Annotated in this window: 12 protein-coding genes and 2 pseudogenes; 3 read left to right on the top strand and 11 right to left on the bottom strand. The window is 56.5% G+C overall.

Annotation, left to right across the window (positions count from 1 at the left end; all coding sequences use genetic code 11):
• Positions 1-51: 51 nt before the first annotated feature.
• The 9 genes and pseudogenes from ACWYRJ_RS17650 to ACWYRJ_RS17610 form a co-directional block, all read right to left on the bottom strand.
• On the bottom strand, positions 52-666 hold the full coding sequence (locus tag ACWYRJ_RS17650; protein WP_455508357.1) for a glutathione S-transferase family protein: 615 nt from the start codon (positions 664-666) through the stop codon (positions 52-54).
• Between the two features lie 41 nt (positions 667-707).
• Positions 708-1,595 carry a transporter substrate-binding domain-containing protein gene (locus tag ACWYRJ_RS17645; protein ID WP_111963653.1) on the bottom strand — a complete coding sequence of 296 codons (888 nt, stop codon included), beginning with the start codon at positions 1,593-1,595 and terminating at the stop codon, positions 708-710.
• Between the two features lie 9 nt (positions 1,596-1,604).
• Positions 1,605-2,378: an amino acid ABC transporter ATP-binding protein gene (locus ACWYRJ_RS17640; RefSeq protein WP_023311967.1), complete on the bottom strand. Its 774-nt coding sequence runs from the start codon at positions 2,376-2,378 to the stop codon at positions 1,605-1,607.
• On the bottom strand, positions 2,362-3,288 hold the full coding sequence (locus ACWYRJ_RS17635) for an amino acid ABC transporter permease (RefSeq protein ID WP_111963654.1): 927 nt from the start codon (positions 3,286-3,288) through the stop codon (positions 2,362-2,364). The genes ACWYRJ_RS17640 and ACWYRJ_RS17635 overlap by 17 nt, the downstream gene beginning before the upstream one ends.
• Before the next feature lie 9 nt (positions 3,289-3,297).
• A complete protein-coding gene (locus ACWYRJ_RS17630; protein WP_111963655.1) occupies positions 3,298-3,807 on the bottom strand; it encodes a GNAT family N-acetyltransferase in 510 nt (169 codons plus the stop codon).
• Positions 3,808-3,816: 9 nt separating this feature from the next.
• Positions 3,817-6,080 (bottom strand): annotated as a pseudogene (locus ACWYRJ_RS17625) (NtaA/DmoA family FMN-dependent monooxygenase).
• Between the two features lie 16 nt (positions 6,081-6,096).
• A complete protein-coding gene (locus tag ACWYRJ_RS17620) occupies positions 6,097-7,218 on the bottom strand; it encodes an amidohydrolase (RefSeq protein WP_111963658.1) in 1,122 nt (373 codons plus the stop codon).
• On the bottom strand, positions 7,215-8,216 hold the full coding sequence (locus tag ACWYRJ_RS17615; protein ID WP_111963659.1) for an LLM class flavin-dependent oxidoreductase: 1,002 nt from the start codon (positions 8,214-8,216) through the stop codon (positions 7,215-7,217). Before ACWYRJ_RS17615 ends, ACWYRJ_RS17620 begins: the two co-directional genes overlap by 4 nt.
• Before the next feature lie 110 nt (positions 8,217-8,326).
• Positions 8,327-8,866: an AAA family ATPase gene (locus ACWYRJ_RS17610; RefSeq protein ID WP_115875251.1), complete on the bottom strand. Its 540-nt coding sequence runs from the start codon at positions 8,864-8,866 to the stop codon at positions 8,327-8,329.
• Positions 8,867-9,210: 344 nt separating this feature from the next.
• Here ACWYRJ_RS17610 and ACWYRJ_RS17605 point away from each other — a divergent pair.
• Positions 9,211-10,746 (top strand): annotated as a pseudogene (locus tag ACWYRJ_RS17605) (methyl-accepting chemotaxis protein).
• Positions 10,747-11,181: 435 nt separating this feature from the next.
• On the top strand, positions 11,182-12,678 hold the full coding sequence (gene ansP, locus ACWYRJ_RS17600; RefSeq protein ID WP_111963662.1) for an L-asparagine permease: 1,497 nt from the start codon (positions 11,182-11,184) through the stop codon (positions 12,676-12,678).
• A gap of 51 nt (positions 12,679-12,729) precedes the next feature.
• On the opposite strand, the gene yncE is transcribed toward ansP, so the two are convergent.
• Entirely contained in the window at positions 12,730-13,791 is a 1,062-nt protein-coding gene (gene yncE, locus ACWYRJ_RS17595; RefSeq protein WP_111963663.1) for a 7-bladed beta-propeller protein YncE, read from the bottom strand.
• 242 nt (positions 13,792-14,033) lie between these two features.
• Between yncE and pqqU the strand changes: the two genes are divergently transcribed.
• Positions 14,034-16,148, top strand: a complete 2,115-nt coding sequence (gene pqqU, locus ACWYRJ_RS17590) for a TonB-dependent receptor PqqU (protein WP_455508356.1) — start codon at positions 14,034-14,036, stop codon at positions 16,146-16,148.
• Between the two features lie 119 nt (positions 16,149-16,267).
• Here pqqU and ACWYRJ_RS17585 read toward each other — a convergent pair whose 3' ends face one another.
• Positions 16,268-16,936, bottom strand: a complete 669-nt coding sequence (locus ACWYRJ_RS17585; protein ID WP_455508355.1) for a GntR family transcriptional regulator — start codon at positions 16,934-16,936, stop codon at positions 16,268-16,270.
• Positions 16,937-17,063 lie beyond the last annotated feature (127 nt).

Genomic DNA, 17,063 nt, shown 5'->3' with positions numbered 1-17,063 from the left:
GGACTTTAATTTCCATACGAATCTCAAAAGTGATCATAAGCTCCCCTGTATTCAGAGGAGCAGATTAACCCCTGGATCAATTTTCAACCGCTGGGGTGGATCAGTTTTGCACCGTTGGTAACATTTAGGGGTGTTCTCGGCAAACCAGGCGTGACGAGGCCCCCAGGTGCGCGCCACCGCAATATAAACATCCAGCAGCGTCAGCCTTTCCCCCAGCGCGAACGGGGCAGCCTTGAGCTGGCTTTCGAACCACAAATAGAGGGACTTCCGGTATTCGATGCAGTTTTTCTGCAGCTGTTCGGGCGCATCCGGCACCCAGCGTTCGGGATAGTCCGCATACGTAAACGTGGGGTAGACGTTGGCCACAAACCAGATGAGCAAACGCTGAAACTGCTGGCGTTCGGCCTGCCCCACGGGCGGCGCGAGATCGGGACATCTGTCGAGCACCATCAGGGCAATCGCCGCCGTTTCGGTCATGATGGCGCCATTTTCCAGCTCCAGCGTAGGTACCTGACACAGCGGGTTGAGCTTTTGCAGTAATTCACGCTGCGGACCGGGCTGGTCAAACCCGTCAACGTTGATAAATTGATAAGGGATATCAGCCAGGGTCAGCATCACTTCACCGATCGCCGAGCCCCAGCCGGGTACGCCATAGAGTTTAATCATGTTGCCCCCTCGGGAATGAAAACCCTAAGTGTAGAGTACCCTTAGTAGGTTATCCCAGGCGGGTTGACCTCCGATTGCGCCACCGCTTCGCCCTGCTCGCCCCAGCGCGCCAGCACCTTCTGGTACTCTCCGCGCTTAATCGCGCCGTCCAGCGCGGCCTGCAGCGCGTAAACCAGCTCATTGCCCTTTTTAGTGGTCGTGGCAACAAACGCCTTCTTCGGCCCTAACCCCACGACGCGGGTTTTGCCGGTGAGCGCGGCTTTCCAGGATGAAACCGACTGAGGGCCAAAGAACACATCTGCCCTGCCGGACTGGATATAGAGATTGCCCGAGGCATCGTCGTGGAGATAGACCGGCAGCGCGGGCGCCCGCCCCGCCTTTTTGTTCTCTTCGTTCCAGCCCAGCAGGATGCGCTCCTGATTGGTGCCAGAGCCAACAATCACCCTTTTCCCGGCCAGATCTGCCGCGCTTTTGATTGACTGAATATCGCTGGTGGATTTCACTGAAAACGCCAGCGAATCGACGCGATAGGTCGCAAAATCAAACTTCTCTTTACGCTGTTCGGTCACCGCAATGTTCACCAGCGCCACGTCGTAGCGCCCGGAAGCGATCCCCAGCGGCCAGTCTTCCCACGCCGTCGGCACCAGCTTTAGCTTCAGCCCCAGGCTGCCCGCCAGCAGGCGGGCGATATCCGGGTCGCTGCCAATCCGCGTGCGGTTATCGCTGGCCAGCAGCGCCAGCGGCGGGGAGTTCAGCATCGAGACGGCGACCGTCAGCGTACCCGGCTCAACGAATTTATAACCGGCGGGGATCTTCGCCACGGCCTGCCGATCCACCGTCACCGGCAGCGGCTGCTCGTTGGCTTTCAGATCGATGCTGGCGTGGCTCGCCGTCGTAAAAAGTAGCCCCGCCAGAAGTCCGTATTTCATCTGCGCTCCTTACAGCACTTTTGACAAGAACTGGCGCGTTCGCGCGTGTGACGGACGGTTTAACACCTCGTCACTGCTGCCCTGCTCGACAATTTTTCCGTCGACCATAAACACCACCTGATCCGCCACTTCCCGGGCAAAGCCGATCTCGTGAGTGACCACCACCAGCGTAGTGCCGGAGCGGGCCAGTTTTTTGATCACGTCCAGCACTTCCCCCACCAGCTCCGGATCCAGCGCCGAGGTGGGTTCATCAAACAGCATCACGCGTGGACGTAACGCCAGCGCGCGGGCAATGGCAATACGCTGCTGTTGCCCGCCGGAAAGATGCCGGGACCAGGCATCGGCTTTATCCCGCAGTCCGACCACATCCAGCAGGCTGTACGCTCTTTCCACCGCCTCTTTTTTGCTGAGCTTTTTATGCGCGATGGGCGCCTCAATCAGGTTTTCCAGCACCGTGAGGTGCGGAAAGAGGTTGAAGTTCTGAAAAACGTAGCCCACGTTGACGCGCTGTTTGAGGATCTCTTTCTCCTTCAGCTCGTAGAGCTTGTCGCCCTGACGACGGTAGCCAATGTAGTCCCCGTCAATCTGAATAAAGCCTTCGTCGACGCGCTCCAGATGGTTAATGGTGCGCAGCAGCGTCGATTTGCCCGACCCGGACGGCCCGAGAATAACCGTCACGGAACCGGGCGGGATCTCAAGCGAAACGTTGTCGAGCGCTTTATGGCGTCCAAAATACTTGCTGACGCCGGTAATCGAGATATGTCCTTCAGGAGAGGCTTGCATGGATAGGCTCCTGTGCTGTCGTGGTGGTGACGGAACGGGTACGACGAGCGGCACGATTCTGATTAACCGCAGAGCGGCGTTCGCTGCGGGCAAGTGCGCGTTCAACACCGTACTGGATAGCGGACAGGACGGTGGTGATCGCCAGGTACCACGCGGCACCGACCATCAGCAGCGGGATCACCTCCTGCGTGCGGTTGTAGATCATCTGGATGGTATAGAACAGTTCCGGCATCGCCAGGACGTACACCATCGCCGTGCCCTTGGCGAGGCTGATGATTTCATTGAAGCCCGACGGCAGAATAGTGCGCAGCGCCTGAGGCAAAATGATGCGGACCGTGCGGCGCCAGGCCGGCAGGCCGAGCGCGGCGGCGGCCTCATACTGCCCGTGATCGACCCCGAGGAATCCGCCGCGAATGATCTCGGCGGTATAGGCGCTCTGCACCAGGGTTAACCCCACCACTGCGGTAGAGAACTGCCCCAGCACGTTGATGGTTTCAAAGCTGCCCCAGGTGATGCCGGTGAACGGCACGCCGAGCGAGAGCGTGTCGTAGAGATAGGAAAAGTTGTACAGGATAATCAGCACGACGATCAGCGGCAGCGAGCGAAACAGCCAGATGTAGGCCCACGCCAGGCTGCTCAGCAGCCAGGAAGAAGAGAGTCTCGCCAGGGCCAGCATGCCGCCAAACACCACGCTCAGCGCGGTACCGATCAGCGTCAGCAACAGGGTCTGCCCGACGCCTTCGAGGATCACCGGGTCGAAGAACCAGCGGGCGAACACCGCCCACTCCCAGCGCGGGTTAAAGGCGACTGACTGAATCACGACCGCCAGGACAAACAGCGCCACCGCGGCGCCGACGGCCCGCAGCGGATAACGCGCCGGGACCACCTTAATGGTTTCAACGTTGCTCATCGTCGTTCCTCATGCGGTTTTACTGAACGCTTCGCGTACCAGCGTTTTCGTGAATCGCAGCCGACCGTCAAACGGCGGCTGGCTGTACTCTTCCGGATCGCGGTTCAGATCGAACTGCGCCTGATAGCCCTGGCTGAGATAGAGCCTGACCGCTTCCGGCTGGCGAAAGCCGGTTGTCAGGTAGATCTGACTGTACCCTGCCAGCACCGCCCTGCGCTCAAGCTCCTGCACCACGCGCCCGGCAAGCCCCTGCTGACGCAGGGTTTTGTCCGTCCAGATGCGTTTGATTTCTGCGGTGCGTTCGTCGAACGGTTTGTACGCGCCGGTGGCAATAATCTTCCCGTCGCGCTCCAGCACGATAAACAGCCCCTGCGGCGCTAAATACCACTCGGTGAGCTCAATTTCCGCATCTTTGGAGAAGTAGTCCCCGTATCGGGCCGCATATTCCCCGAACAGCCCCTCGATAATGGGCTGAAGCTCGGCATCTTCCGGTGAAACATCACGAAATCGTTCGCTCATCACGCCTCCTTAATCACCCAGGCCTGCCGGGTTCACTTCTGACTGAGGAATGCGCTCAACCCCTTCACCCCAGCGGTTCAGCACTTTGTCGTAATCGCCGTTTTTGATGACGCCATTCAGCGCGGTTTGCACCGGCTCAACCAGCCCGCTGCCTTTCTTCAGCGTCACCGCGATGTGCGCCGCCTTCGGCCAGCCGCCGTCGACGCTACCCACCAGTTTGGTTTTCCCGTTCAGCGCCGCTTTCCATGCGCCAATCACGTTCGGACCAAAGTAGGCATCCGCGCGCCCGGACTGCAGCGCCAGGGTTTGGGCGGCATCGTCTTTGGTATAGATCGGGGTAAAGGGCTTCAGTCCTTTCTTCAGATTTTCAGCATTCCATGCCAGCAGGATGGCCTCCTGATTGGTGCCGGAGCCGACGATAATCCGCAGCCCGGCAATGTCTTCCGCCTTCTGCAGCGACGTAATCGGGCTGGTGGATTTCACATAAAAGCCGAGGGAGTCCTTCCGGTAGGTGGCGAAATCAAACTTCTCTTTACGCTCTTTGGTAACGGTGATGTTGCTGATGGCCGCATCGTATTTCCCGGACGCCACGCCCAGGGGCCAGTCTTCCCAGGAGGTTGGCACCACGTTCAGCTCCAGCCCCAGGCTGTCGGCGACCAGACGGGCGACGTCAACCTCGCTTCCCAGCAGCGTTTTGTTGTCGTCGGAGAAAACCGTCAGCGGCGGTTGATTGAGGCCCGCCACCGCCACGGTAAATTTCCCCGGCACGGCAAAGCGATAGTCTTTCGGCAGCTGTGCCACCGCATCATTGTTTTTGGCGGTATTAATCGGCGTTTTATTGGCCTCAATGCTCACGCCGGTGCCGTTAATATTGACGTTCTCTGCCCAGACGGCAGGGGTAAAGGCCAGCGCGAGCGCCAGAACAAGCGATGATTTCTGCATAGCGGGGTTCTCTTTTATTGTTGTGTGTACTGGTTTTTCGGTTGGTCTAAGCCAAGGCTTTCGCGCAGCGTGGTGCCCGGGTAGTCGGTACGGAACAGGCCGCGGGCCTGCAGAACAGGTACCACCTGGTCAACAAAGCGCGGGAAGGTGTCCGGCGTGCCGCCCTGAATGATGAAGCCGTCTGCGGCATAGCCTTCGAACCAGGCCTGCAGACCATCGGCTACCTCTTCCGGCGTACCGGAAAAGCGTGGACGAGGCGAAGCGGCTTCAAGGGCCACCTGACGCAGGGTTAAGTTGCGCTCTCGGGCATTACGCTTAATTTCATCGGTGGTGCTGCGGAAGCTGTTTTTGCCTAAGTCGCCGATATCCGGGAACGGCTCGTCGAGCGGATACTGGCTGAAATCGTGATGTTCAAAATAGCGTCCGAGGTAATTGAGGGCGTCGTTAATCGACACCAGCGCCGCCGTGGTCTGGTACTGATTTTCCACGTCATCGGCGTCTTTACCCACAATCACGCTGACGCCCTGGAAAATATGGAGATCCGAGGCGCGGCGGCCGTTTGTTTCCAGCTGCTGTTTTACGTCCTGATAAAAGGCTTTTGCCTCGTCGAAGGTCTCGTGGTGGGTGAAAATGGCGTCGGCATGTTTCGCCGCCAGTTTTTTCCCGTCGTCCGACGCCCCGGCCTGAAAGACAATCGGGCGACCCTGCGGCGTGCGGCCAATATTCAGCGGACCGGCGACCTGGAAGAAGTCACCGTGGTGATCGAGCGTATGCAGTTTGGCCGGGTCAAAAAATTGACCGCTCTCTTTGTTGCGGATAAACGCGTCGCCTTCCCAGGAATCCCACAGCCCTTTCACCACGTCAAGATACTCATCGGCAATGCGATAGCGCAGCGCGTGTTCGGGGTGTTTTTCGCGGGAAAAGTTCTTCGCCGACCCTTCCAGCGGCGAGGTCACCACGTTCCAGCCCGCGCGGCCGTTGCTGAGGTGATCGAGGCTGGCAAACTGGCGCGCCGTGGTAAAGGGCTCGCTGTAGGAGGTGGATAAGGTTCCCACCAGTCCCAGGCGCGAGGTGATGCTGGCCAGTGCGGAAAGCACGGTTAACGGTTCAAAACGATTCAGAAAATGAGGGATCGATTTCTCGTTAATATAGAGACCATCGGCCACAAAGAGAAAATCGAGCTTACCTTCCTCGGCCTTTAACGCCGTCGCTTTCACGAAGTCGAAATTAATACTGGCGTCGGCGATCGCCGCAGGATGGCGCCACGCGGACATATTTCCGGATGCACCATGCAGAATGGTGCCCAGCCGCAGTTGTCGGGTTGCAGACATATTTACCTCTCCTGAATTAAACGTGTTGCAGGGCTTTTTCCGCAAGCTGTGCAAAATAGCGGGCAGCGGGCTCAATCAGTGCTTCATCCGGGTTGAAGGCCGGATGATGTAAACCAAACGGGCTGTTGCTGCCAATGCTGACAAACGCGCCGGGAACTGACTGCAAATAGACCGCAAAATCTTCCCCGCCCATATGCAGCTCGGCGTGCCGGGTTTCGTAGCCTGCTTCTCTGGCGACCGAGGTGGCGAAATCGGCCCAGCGCTCGTCGTTCACCAGCGCGGTGGGCCCGGCATACCAGGTGATATCAATCTGCGCGCTGAAGGCGCTGGCAAACCCGGCGGCGATTTCACCCACGCGGGCTTTCACATTCTGCTGCACTTCCGTGCGATGGGTGCGCAGCGTGCCTTCCAGCTCGACGCTTTCCGGCAGCACGTTCCAGGTGTTACCGCCCGCGATGCGGGTCACGCTCAGCACCACCGAATCCAGCGTGTTGACGTTGCGGCTGGCGACGCTTTGCAGCGCCGTCACCAGCTGGCTTGCCAGCACAATGGCGTCGTTGCCTTCGTGAGGACGCGCGGCGTGCGCGCCTTTACCGGTAATGCGGATCACAAAGCGGTCGACGTTGGCATAGAACGGCCCGCCGCGGGTGGCGAACTCACCGACCGGCAGGCCGGGCTCGTTGTGCATGCCGAAAATCGCGCTGACGTCACGCAGGGCACCGGCGCGCACCATGCTCTTCGCACCGCCAAAGTTCTCTTCGGCAGGCTGAAACAGGATCCGCACCCGGCCGTTTAGCGAAGCTTCCCGCTCTTTCAGCTTTAACGCGGCACCGAGGATAACGCTGGTGTGAATATCGTGTCCGCAGGCGTGCATCACCCCTGCACGCTGCGAGCTGAACGGCACGCCGCTGCGCTCTTCTATCGGCAGGGCATCGATATCTGCCCGCAGCGCAACCAGCCTGCTGCCCGTCCCGATTTCCGCCACCAGCCCGGTCGACAGGTCGTAAGGCTGCGGGGCGATCCCGGCATTCGTCAGCCACTGGCGCAGGCGCGCGGTGGTTTCGACCTCCTGGCCGGACAGCTCCGGGTTCTGGTGCAGTTCGCGACGCCAGGCAATCAGCTGTTCGCCAAAGCTCATACGGTGACCTCCTTGTTAAGATGCGCCTCGGCAAGCAGGCGCAGCGACGCGACGCGCGTTGCTCCCTCCGCTACAGGCGTGTCGATGATAAATTCGTCAATGCCCCACTGCTGATGCAGCGCGTTGAGCTGTTCCAGAACCGAATCAGCGGTGCCCGCCAGCAGCGACTGCGCGCGCCGTGCAATGCGCACCGGCTCGCTGCCCGCCTGGCGCGCAAACGCGTAGGCCTGCTCTTCGCTGGCCACGGTGACACGCTGTCCGTTTGCCAGCTCAACGCCCCACACTTCGACCTTCTGCGCCAGCGCGTCTGCTTCGGCCTGCGTCGGCGCGACGATCGCCTGTACCGCCACTATCACGTCCCGCGCGCTGTTCTTACGCCAGGTCGATACCACCTCGCGCAGCAGGTCCGGATCGCCGTTCAGGTGCGCGGCAAACACAAAGTTCCAGTCGAGCCCGGCGGCCAGCAGCGCGCTATCGATACTCGCGCCCAGCAGGAAACCCTCAGCAGGCGACGGCGGCAGCGGCGTGGCGCGGACGGCCTCTTCATTAGACTGATGCTCAGGACGGATCCAGCGATCGAGCTGAGCCAGCTGTTCTGCAAAGCTGCCCTTTTCCTGTTGATTCAGGCCCTGCTGCAGCGCGCGGGTTGAGAGCGGTAATCCGCCGGGGGCTTTCCCGACGCCGAGATCGACGCGGCCAGGCGCCAGCGCGGCCAGCACGTTGAAATTCTCGGCGACTTTATAAGGGCTGTAGTGCTGTAGCATCACGCCGCCAGAGCCAACGCGAATGCGCGTGGTCTGTCCGAGGATCCAGGCAATCAGCAGCTCCGGCGCAGGGCTGGCAAGCTGTGGGGTGTTGTGGTGTTCGGCAATCCAGAAGCGGTGATAGCCCAGATTTTCTGCCTGCTGCGCCAGCGCCAGGGTACGCGCCAGCGCATCGGCAGCCGTTTCGTTTTCAGCGATGGGGCTTTTATCCAGAATGCTGATTCGCCATGACATGTTGCGTTCTCGTTTGACTTAACATGTCGACATTATTAAAGGCGCATTTCACCACTGAGAAACAATTAATTTACATTTAGTTTGCCGGAAATCAGATATATAAAACCATGCTAAGAATAAGACTTTAAGGAGGCGATCAGCGTTTCCACCTGCTCCCGACGGGTAATGCGGACGAAGCGAATATGGCTGTATTGCGGGTTTTGCAGATCGGCTTCATAGCGCGTGCGGTTATTACGCCAGGTTTTGATCGTCCAGATGATAATGGATTCTCTGCTGAAGAACGCGCGCCGGAAACTCTCTTTATTTCCCGTTCCGGGCCAAAGCTCGTGTTTATGCCAGGCCCGTTTTATTGCTCGGGTGACCGCCTGCCTGAGGGTGCGGGCAAACCCATAATCCACCCACACCACCACATCTACATTGCGCCATTTCACCGGTCGCGTACGGTTGTAGTTTCCGTCGAGCACCCAGTCTGGCGAAGCCTGTAGCGCCTGCTCCAGCTTTTCTTGAAACTCATCGTCCGGCGTGCCCTGCCAGTCAGCCTGCCAGTAGAGTCTGTCCATCTCGATACAGGGAATAGACAGCGCGGTTGCAATCTGCTTCGCCAGCGTGCTTTTTCCGCTCCCGCTGGTTCCGATGACGTTAATTTTCACCTCAGCCTCACTGTGTTAACGAAAACTGACCAAATGATAGCGTTTTCATCCTGTTAACGAAACGCTATTTCAGCATGACAATTTTTCCACAGTGACGATCTCCCTCTTGCAGTTTGGGTTATGTCATTTATTTGCATCGCCATCCCAAAATGCCCCTGAAAATATTTTCATTTTTATTACATCCGACAAAATTAACAGATTAAAAATAATGAACAGTGGGTATTTCAGGCAGTCAAAATTTCAGAGAGAATAAGCAGAAGACAGTTATAAAAAATAATCACACTCATCTTGCCGGAGCGTTTTCCGGATGTTTTTTATTCTTGCACATCATCATGGAGTTACTCATGAGGCGTAACACTCCCGTTACACAAAACGAGTATTTACTTAACGATGGTTCGACGTTAATGTCGACCACCGATACAAAAAGTCATATTACCTACGCTAATTCCGCTTTTATTGAAGCCAGCGGATATAAAGAAGAGCATCTTTTGGGCGAGCCGCATAACCTCATCCGCCATCCCGACATGCCTGCCGAAGCGTTTGGCGACATGTGGTTTACCCTGCAGCAAGGTGAGACCTGGACCGGGCTGGTGAAGAATCGTCGTAATAATGGCGATCACTACTGGGTGCGAGCAAACGTGACGCCGGTCTGGCAGGGCGGATCCCTGACGGGCTATATTTCCGTGCGAAATAAACCCACACGCGAGGAGATTGCGACCAGTGAAAAACTCTATACAAAAGTGCGTAATAACGAATTAAAACATTACCGTTTTTATAAAGGATTGCTGGTTCGACGCGGTTTATTTTCATTTATCTCGCTCTTTAAATGTCTCAGCACCCGTAAACGAATCCATCTTGGTATTGCGACGACGGCGTTACTCTCCTGTCTGGCCGTGTATTTATTTCCTGATAAATTTGTGCAATCGGCAAGTCTGGTGCTGCTGTTTACTTCCCTGGGTTATTATCTTCATGCGCAGATCGCCAGTCCGTTAAAATCCATTGTGCAACAGATGCAGCGCGTGGTTTCAGGACGTAAAACGGACTATTACCATTTTGACAGGATCGATGACATCGGGCTGATGATGCGCCTGGTGAATCAATCAGGTTTGAACCTGAATTAGCTGGTTGACGATGTCGGGGCGCAAATCAGCGGAATTAGCACCATCAGCCAGCAGGTTGCCAAAGAAGGTGCGGCGCTACAGACGCGCTCTGAAGAAACAGCAGACTTTCTGCAGCAAACCGCGTCGGCAGTAGAAGAGATTGCCAGCGCGGTGAAGCAGACGGCCGAAACCGCGAACGAGGCGATCCAGATGGCCGATCGCACCAGCGACAGCGCACACCGCGGTGAAGCGATGATGAAAGAGACCATCGGTATGATGCAGTCCGTGTCGCAGGATAACAGCCAGATCGTTGATATTATCAGCGTTATCGATCGCATTGCCTTCCAGACTAACATTCTTGCGCTGAACGCTGCCGTTGAAGCGGCGCGTGCGGGTGAAGCCGGGCGCGGTTTTGCCGTGGTGGCGGCTGAAGTGCGTAATCTTGCGCAGCACTCCGCGACGGCGGCAAAAGAGATCAAAGCGCTGATCGAGAAAAACGTCGCCAGCGTCAACGCTGGCGTGGAGAAAGTGGAACAGACCGAAACGCAGCTGACGGTTATGATCGACAACGTGCTGCGTGTCTCCTCCCTGATTAAGGAGATCGGCCACGCCACGCAGGAGCAAACCCAGGCGCTGACGCTCATCAACGCATCCATCTCCCGTATCGGTGCAATGACCCACAACAATACGGGGATGGTGGATAACGTCACTCACGCCGCGAATCACCTGACGGAGCGCACGACGCGCCTTAAGCAGGCGATTGCCGTTTTTGGCGGTTAGCCGTTCGGGGTCTGTGAAGCCTGAGATTATTTTTGTGCGTTATCGAAGATCCGTCACCCGCCTGTTACCGTTTCATGTTAACGGCGGGTGCTCTGAGGTAACCCCAATTTATACCATCTGGTAATAATTAAGATATTCTGATGATTAAATAATCAACCTCGCGATTGTTTTGACTAAAAACTCATCACGATTCAGCGTGTTGTGATCCCCGTCTGCTCTGACCACACGATTTCCTTCGACGTGCATCACTTTCGGCACGGTTATATTTTGCGTCGCTTATGAATTGCAGGTAGGATGCCTCGCCATGTTTCGCCTTATCCATACGCAGAATGACTGGGAAGGCGACATGTGTTTGCGCAGAAGCAATCGTTTGTATTGCGCTCTGCCAGGCAGGACTATCACGATAATGGTTCAGACAGGCAAACAGGTAACTCAATGAAAACAAGCAATAAAAGCGCAGCCGATCATCACGCTGCTAAACGTCGCTGGTTGAACTCCCACGAAGAGGGCTACCACAAAGCGATGGGCAACCGTCAGGTTCAAATGATCGCCATCGGCGGCGCTATCGGAACGGGTCTGTTTTTAGGTGCTGGTGCACGCCTGCAGATGGCTGGCCCGGCTCTCGCCCTGGTCTATCTGGTGTGCGGGATCTTCTCTTTCTTCATTCTACGCGCGCTGGGCGAGCTGGTACTGCATCGCCCTTCCAGCGGCAGCTTCGTCTCTTATGCCCGTGAATTCCTCGGTGAAAAAGCCGCTTACGTTGCGGGCTGGATGTACTTCGTCAACTGGGCAATGACCGGTATCGTCGATATCACCGCCGTAGCGCTGTATATGCACTACTGGGGCGCGTTTGGCGATGTGCCACAGTGGGTCTTTGCGCTTGGCGCGCTGGCGATTGTCGGCACCATGAACATGATCGGCGTGAAGTGGTTCGCGGAGATGGAGTTCTGGTTTGCGCTGGTAAAAGTACTGGCCATAGTGGTGTTCCTGGTCGTGGGTACCGTCTTCCTCGGCAGCGGTAAGCCGCTGGACGGCAATGCCACCGGCTTCCACCTGATAACCGATAACGGTGGATTCTTCCCGCACGGTCTGCTGCCTGCGCTGGTGCTGGTTCAGGGCGTCGTGTTCGCCTTCGCCTCTATCGAACTGGTGGGTACCGCAGCTGGGGAATGTAAAGACCCGCAGACCATGGTGCCAAAAGCCATTAATAGCGTGATCTGGCGTATCGGTCTGTTCTACGTCGGTTCAGTGGTGCTGCTGGTTCTGCTGCTCCCGTGGACTGCCTATCAGGCGGGTCAGAGTCCGTTCGTGACCTTCTTCTCTAAGCTGGGCGTGCCTTACGTTGGCAGCATCATGAACATCGTGGTCCTGACCGCGGCGCTCTCCAGCCTGAACTCCGGCCTTTACTCTACCGGTCGTATCCTGCGCTCCATGTCGATGGGCGGTTCTGCGCCGAAATTCATGTCGAAGATGAGCAAGCAGCACGTGCCGTACGCCGGTATTCTGGCGACGCTGGTAGTGTACGTATTCGGCGTATTCCTGAACTATCTGGTACCGTCTCAGGTATTCGAAATCGTTCTGAACGTGGCGGCACTCGGGATTATCGCGTCCTGGGGCTTTATCGTGGTCTGCCAGATGCGTCTGCGCAAAGCGATTAAAGAAGGCAAAGCCGCTGACGTCAGCTTTAAGCTGCCTGGCGCGCCGGTGACCTCCTGGCTCACCCTGCTCTTCCTGTTCAGCGTGCTGGTGCTGATGGCGTTCGACTACCCGAACGGCACCTACACCATCGCGACCATTCCGCTGCTGGCCGTGCTGCTTATTGCGGGCTGGTTCGGCGTGCGTAAACGCGTTCATGAAATTCACAGCACCGCGCCGGTTCATCCTGATGATGAAAAACACGACGCGCCGCTGGTGGAAGAAACCTCGCGTTAAGCATCCGGTAAGCATTAAAAAGGGAAGGCAAATGCCTTCCCTTTTTTTATCTTACAGCGCGATACGAATGACATCGTCAGGCTGGGTAGCTTCCTGCTGGCGAGTCGATTTTTGCTTCACCGTCACGTACAGGGTTTTGCCATCCGCAGAGAGCGCCAGGCTGTTCGGGTAGACCGGCGTGTCGAACGTTTTAGTCACCTTATACGTTTTCGCATCTATCACGCTCACCTTGCCGGCTTCACGGTGCGTCACATAGGCTTCATTGCGGGCTGGGTTAAACAGGACCGCCAGTGACTCAGGCGCGGATATTTTCTCGATCACGCTACCGTCTTTCAGGCTCACCACCAGCACTTCCGGCTGCTTTGAATCGGTCAGGAACGCGCGCTGCCCGGCAGTGTCGAGGCTCAGGTTCAGGTAGAAGTGCTCTTTCCCGTCATCCTGCACTTTTTTACGGCTCAGGATTTTGTTCGTGGCCGTATCAATGGTTAACAACTCGCCGTCCGCATTCGTGGTGTACAGACGTTTCGCCTGCCCATCCAGCGCCAGGCCGGTGCTGTAAGTACCGGTATTGGCAATGGTCTCTTTTAGCTTCAGCGTGGCGCCATCCACCACCCAAATCACGCTCTCTTTACCGACACCGGTGATGTAAATGGTGTTGCTCGCGTCGTCCGCCACCAGCTGGCGCGGCTGCAGCGGTTTGACGGTTTCGCTGCGTTGACGCCCGTCCAGCACCAGCCGCCCTTTTACGTCACCCGTTTTAGCATCAATCGCGGTTACCGCGCCGTTGATCGTATTGCCGAACCACAGCGTTTGGGTCGCATTGTCAATGGTGGCACCAAAGGGCTTGAGATCGCTATGGATCGCCTGCGTCACGTCCAGCGTGACCGGATCAAGACGGTAGACCACTCCGCCCTTATCGGTTTTACGGCTTTGCGAGGTCGCCACCCACAGCGCATTCTCCTGCTGGCTGACCGCCATTTCATACGCCCCTTTGCCCACCGCTTTACGCAGCACCTCTTCGGCGGCATGCACCTGGAACGTCCCGGCAAGCAGTAAAGTGGCAGACAGCAGTGACAGGCTCAGACGCGGTGAGCACAGATGACGTAAAGACATAACAATTCCTTTTCTGAAAAGTGGGGTTTGGGCTGACATCACTTCCGGCAGACAACGTCATGGCATTGCCTTTTGATAATGAGAATAGTAATCATTAATGTGTTAAATGTGGAGTTTTTCTTTCCCGCTTCGCCTTCCATTAACGCAATGTGCGGTTATAGTTTTCAAAACTTTTACAAAACCTTTAACATATATGGACATGTTCCATTTGGTTCGTTTACATACCACAACCGGTTTTATTCATGAAAATCATTTCTGCCCGTAAGGCTTCTCTCCCGCTGCTGCTGGTTCCTGTTATTTCTGCGCCGCTCACCGCAATGAGCGCGGAAGAACAAACCATGATCGTCAGCGCCACGCCGCAAACCGTATCGGAACTCGATACACCGGCAGCGGTCAGCGTCGTTAATGGCGACGACATGCGCCAGGCCGCGCCGCGCATCAACCTGTCTGAATCCCTTGGCAGCGTCCCGGGACTGCAAATCCAGAACCGTCAGAACTATGCCCAGGACCTCCAGCTTTCGATGCGCGGATTTGGTGCCCGCTCAACGTTTGGCGTGCGCGGTATCCGTATGTATGTCGACGGTATCCCTGCCACCATGCCGGACGGACAGGGCCAGACCTCCAACATCGATCTTTCCAGCGTGGAGAGCGTTGAAGTGCTGCGCGGCCCCTTCTCTGCCCTGTACGGCAACGCCTCCGGCGGCGTGATTAACATCAACACCCAGACCGGTAAGCAGCCGCCGACCATTGAAGCCAGCAGCTATTACGGCAGCTACGGTACCTGGCGCTACGGCATGAAAGCCACCGGCGCGATGGGTGATGGCACCCACGCGGGCGATGTGGATTACACCGTTTCCACCACCCGTTTCACCACCAAAGGCTACCGCGACCACAGCGGCGCACGGAAAAACCTCGCTAACGCCAAACTGGGCGTGCGCATTGACGACGTCAGCAAGCTGACGCTGATTTTCAACAGCGTGGACATGAAGGCCAACGATCCGGGCGGGCTGAGCTATCAGGAGTGGCAGAACAATCCGCGTCAGTCACCGCGCGGCGACCAGTACAACACCCGCAAGACCATCAAGCAGACCCAGGCCGGTCTGCGCTACGATCGTCAGCTCAGCGCTCAGGACGACCTGAGCGTGATGATGTACGCCGGTGAGCGTGAAATGACGCAGTACCAGTCGATTCCGTATCAGCCGCAGCTAAAAGCCTCCCATTCCGGCGGCGTGATTGATATGCAGCGCCACTATCAGGGCGTGGATACCCGCTGGACGCACCGCGGCGAGCTGCTGGTACCGGTGACTTTTACCACCGGTCTGAACTATGAAAACCTGAGTGAAGATCGTCGCGGTTACGAGAACTTCGTGATGAGCAATGGCGTGCCGGACTATGGCGTGAAGGGTGATAAGCGTCGAAACGAACGTAACCTGATGTGGAACGTTGACCCTTACCTGCAAACGAGCTGGCAGCTGACGCAGAAACTCTCTGTTGATGCGGGGGTGCGCTACGGTTCGGTCTGGTTTGATTCCAACGACCATTACGTTACGCCGGGCAACGGTGATGACAGCGGTGACGCGAGCTATCATAAATGGCTTCCGGCCGGTTCCGTGAAGTATGCGGTGACGGACGCATGGAACCTCTACGCTGCCGCAGGGCGTGGGTTCGAAACGCCAACCATCAACGAGCTCTCCTATCGCGCCGATAACCAGGGAGGCCTCAACATTGGGCTGCAGCCGTCCACCAACAATACGTATGAAGTGGGCAGCAAAACCCGAATCGGCAACGGCCTGCTGACGGCGGCGCTGTTCCGCACCGATACGGATGACGAGATCGTGGTGGACTCCAGTTCAGGCGGCCGCACAACCTATAAAAATGCCGGGAAAACTCGTCGTCAGGGTGTGGAAGTTTCCCTCGATCAGCAGTTTGCTGAGAACTGGAAGCTGAAGATGGCGTGGACGTATCTGGATGCCACCTACCGGACTAACGTCTGCAGCGACGCAGACTGTAACGGTAACCGGATGCCGGGTATTGCCCGCAATATGGGTTTCGCCTCGTTTGGCTGGCAGCCGGAGGAAGGCTGGTACGCGGGCACGGACGTGCGTTACATGAGCGATATCATGGCCGACGACGAGAATACGGCGAAAGCGCCGTCGTATACGGTGGTCGGGCTGAACACAGGGTACAAATTCAACTACGGCAGCTGGGGCATGGACGTCTTTGGCCGCGTCGATAACCTGTTCGATAAAGAGTACGCGGGCTCGGTTATTGTCAACGAGTCTAACGGTCGTTATTACGAGCCTGCACCAGGCCGTAACTACGGGGTCGGGCTGTCGGTCTCTTATCGCTTCGAGTAAGCTAAAAGAAAAGTTTATTTGATTAATGAAATAACGCTCCTGATGGCAATAAACCATCAGGAGTTATTCACCGGATAAATAATTAGGTGCGAAATATAGTCGCCCTGCTAAATAATCTCTTAGTTAAAATATTGTCGCTGTAAAAGCAAATTCGCTTCATCAATCACCTTATCAATCGCCTTTTGGCAGGCAACAACATCTCTTCTCTCAAGGGCGGAAAGGAGTTCGTCATAGTGATATGTCGAGGCTTTGATATCGTTAAGCTCCTGATGCAGATAGTTCATACAGGGCCCGATACGCACCCAGAGCTGCTCAATTAATGCATTAAGCGTAGGCATTTCCGCATACTGATACAGCGTAAACCGGAAGACGCGATTCGCATGCAGTGCCTGCTGGACGTTCCCGTTGCGCATGGCCTCATGGAAGGCCTCCGACAATTTGCGCAACGCCTCCAGTTTGCTATCAGACATATTCCGACAGGCTGCGGCGACCGCCATTGGCTCAAGCTGTTTTCTTATGGCGTTAATCTCGTTATAGCGCTCCAGCGTAACCTCCGGAACCAGAAATGCCTGCGCGGGCGTAGCGTGTAATGCCCCTGATGACACCAGGCGCAAAAGCGCCTCGCGAACAGGGGTAATACTGGTTCCTAATTTATCGGCAATTTCTTTCGTAATCAGTCGTGCCCCAGGTTTGAGTGAGCCTGTAATTAACGCTCCTTTCAAACTGAGTTCAACTTGCATAGTAAGACTGACCCTTTGGGTTTTTTCTAAGTGATCCAAATCAAGCATGTGGAATTCCTGTAGCTAAGGAAGGTGCGAATAAGCAGGTCATTTCTTCCCAAGCTGACTCGCTGATTAAAATTTCGCGGATCTGGGCCGATTTTTTTCCCGCAAACACATCGAATCAGCCTATTTA

Source organism: Enterobacter sp., assembly GCF_977039595.1.
This window is presented reverse-complemented; position numbering and strand designations above follow the sequence as displayed.

Excerpts from the sequence above, each read along its gene's own strand:
- ACWYRJ_RS17650 (WP_455508357.1), bottom strand. The coding sequence starts at position 666 with ATGATTAAACTCTATGGCGTACCCGGCTGGGGCTCGGCGATCGGTGAA.
- ACWYRJ_RS17645 (WP_111963653.1), bottom strand. The coding sequence starts at position 1,595 with ATGAAATACGGACTTCTGGCGGGGCTACTTTTTACGACGGCGAGCCAC.
- ACWYRJ_RS17640 (WP_023311967.1), bottom strand. The coding sequence starts at position 2,378 with ATGCAAGCCTCTCCTGAAGGACATATCTCGATTACCGGCGTCAGCAAG.
- ACWYRJ_RS17635 (WP_111963654.1), bottom strand. The coding sequence starts at position 3,288 with ATGAGCAACGTTGAAACCATTAAGGTGGTCCCGGCGCGTTATCCGCTG.
- ACWYRJ_RS17630 (WP_111963655.1), bottom strand. The coding sequence starts at position 3,807 with ATGAGCGAACGATTTCGTGATGTTTCACCGGAAGATGCCGAGCTTCAG.
- ACWYRJ_RS17620 (WP_111963658.1), bottom strand. The coding sequence starts at position 7,218 with ATGAGCTTTGGCGAACAGCTGATTGCCTGGCGTCGCGAACTGCACCAG.
- ACWYRJ_RS17615 (WP_111963659.1), bottom strand. The coding sequence starts at position 8,216 with ATGTCATGGCGAATCAGCATTCTGGATAAAAGCCCCATCGCTGAAAAC.
- ansP (WP_111963662.1), top strand. The coding sequence starts at position 11,182 with ATGAAAACAAGCAATAAAAGCGCAGCCGATCATCACGCTGCTAAACGT.
- yncE (WP_111963663.1), bottom strand. The coding sequence starts at position 13,791 with ATGTCTTTACGTCATCTGTGCTCACCGCGTCTGAGCCTGTCACTGCTG.
- pqqU (WP_455508356.1), top strand. The coding sequence starts at position 14,034 with ATGAAAATCATTTCTGCCCGTAAGGCTTCTCTCCCGCTGCTGCTGGTT.
- ACWYRJ_RS17585 (WP_455508355.1), bottom strand. The coding sequence starts at position 16,936 with ATGCTTGATTTGGATCACTTAGAAAAAACCCAAAGGGTCAGTCTTACT.